Raw genomic sequence first — 1,994 nt, 5'->3', positions numbered from 1 at the left:
AATTAAACGGCATGCCGCTGGTTTCCTACCGTACCGCGCCGCGCAGCATCATCAAAAACACCTGCAAAGCATTGGGGCTGAAATTATCCGTCCGCAAATTTTCCGACGCACAAAGCGGACAAGCCGCATTGGATGCCGCGCTGTCCTCAGGCAAGCTGGCAGGTTTGCAAACCTCCGTCTTCTGGCTGCCCTACTTCCCGCCGCAAATGCGCTTCCATTTCAACGCACACAATCTTTTAGTGTACGGCAAAGACGGCAACGACTACCTCATCAGCGACCCCGTATTTGAAACCGTACAACGCTGCGCTGCCGAAGATTTGCAGCGTGCACGCTTTGTCAAAGGCGTATTGGCGGCAAAAGGCATGATGTACACCTTGGAAGACAACAGGCCGTCTGAAAAAATCATGGCAGACTTGCCCGCCATTATCCGCAAGGCCATACGCAAAAACGCCAAACATATGCTCGCGCCAGTCTTTTTCATCGGCGTAAAAGGCATCCGTACGCTGGCCAAAAAAATCGAATCCCTGCCTGCCAAACAAAATGACAAATACCAAAAACTGTTTCTCGGCCATTTGGTGCGGATGCAGGAAGAAATCGGTACCGGCGGCGCAGGTTTCCGCTATATCTACGCCTACTTCCTCGAACAAGCCGCCCATATCTGCAACGAACCTGCATTTCAGACGGCCTCGGAACAAATGACCTCCATCGGCGACCAATGGCGTCAATTCGCAGCCATGTGCGTGAAGCAGTGCAAAAAGCCGTCTGAAAACGGCTGCCGCAACATCGCTGAATTTCTGCGCAAAATTGCGGATGATGAAGAAGCGTTATGGCGGGGATTATTGAAATAATGGGGTTATGCGGTAGCGAGAAATTTTCTGTGCCCGTTTGTACACAGATGACCTAATGCCGCCTTTGTCAATGATTTCACTATGCTCCATCCATACTAAGGCCGTCTGAAACCATGATTCACATCCAATCCCTCTCCCACCGTTATCCCAAAGCCGAAATTGCCGCGCTGGACAATGTGTCGTTCGATATTGCCGACGGCGAATGTTTGGGGCTGCTCGGTCACAACGGTGCGGGGAAAACGACGCTGATGTCGCTTTTGGCAGGCTTGCAGGAAGTACGGCAGGGCGAAATTTTGTTTGACGGCAAGCCGTTGCGCCTATTAAGCCGCAGCGAGCGGCAGAAAATCGGTTTGGTGCCGCAGGATTTCGCGTTTTATCCGCAGCTTTCGGTGTGGGACAACCTGCTGTTTTTCGCCTCGCTTTACAAAGTGCGCGACAAAGGCCGTCTGAACGCGCTGTTGGAACAGACCGACCTGACCGCCCACAAAAACAAGGCGGCAAAGCATCTTTCGGGCGGGCTTAAACGTCGTCTGAATTTTGCCATCGGTCTGATTAACACGCCGCAACTGGTGTTCCTCGACGAAATCACGGTTGGCATCGACCCGCAGTCGCGCCGCTTTATCCTCGACAGCGTGGCGGATTTGACGCGGCAGGGGGTAACGGTGGTTTACACCTCGCACTATCTGTCGGAAATCGAGCAGCTTTGCGGCAAAATCGCGCTGCTGCAACACGGCAAACTGGTGTACCACGGCGGTTTGGACGAGCTTCTAAGCACGCAAACCGGTGTCGTGCGTTTTACCGTCGAACCGCCACTGCCGCCTCAAACGCTAGCCGCTTTGGGTGCAAAGCAAGTGGACAGCCGCGGCATGATGGAAACGGCGCACGATGCCGCCGCCGTTTACGCCGCCCTGCAACAAAGCGGCGCGCAAATCCGCTACTTCCAGCAGGGACACGGTTCGCTAGAAACGTTTTACCTTGATTTCCTGCGCAAAGACGAACCGGCAACAGATAAGCAAAATCCACAATGACGATTTCCTCCCTCCTCAAAGAACTCAAACTGCTCTGCCGCGACCTGCACGGTTTGGCCGTGTTGTTTGTGATGCCCATCGCCTTCATGCTGATTATGTCGTTGGCGCTGAGCCGCGA

The 1,994-nt window shown here is 53.9% G+C and carries 2 protein-coding genes; both read left to right on the top strand.

The window, feature by feature from the left end; all coding sequences use genetic code 11:
- Positions 1-848, top strand: an 848-nt coding sequence (locus ACTHUE_RS16930; protein ID WP_440424034.1) for a BtrH N-terminal domain-containing protein, incomplete at its 5' end; no start/stop codon positions are given.
- 113 nt (positions 849-961) lie between these two features.
- Positions 962-1,876 carry an ABC transporter ATP-binding protein gene (locus ACTHUE_RS16925; RefSeq protein WP_070459634.1) on the top strand — a complete coding sequence of 305 codons (915 nt, stop codon included), beginning with the start codon at positions 962-964 and terminating at the stop codon, positions 1,874-1,876.
- Positions 1,877-1,994 lie beyond the last annotated feature (118 nt).

This window comes from Neisseria sp. P0021.S005 (assembly GCF_051956955.1).
This window is presented reverse-complemented; position numbering and strand designations above follow the sequence as displayed.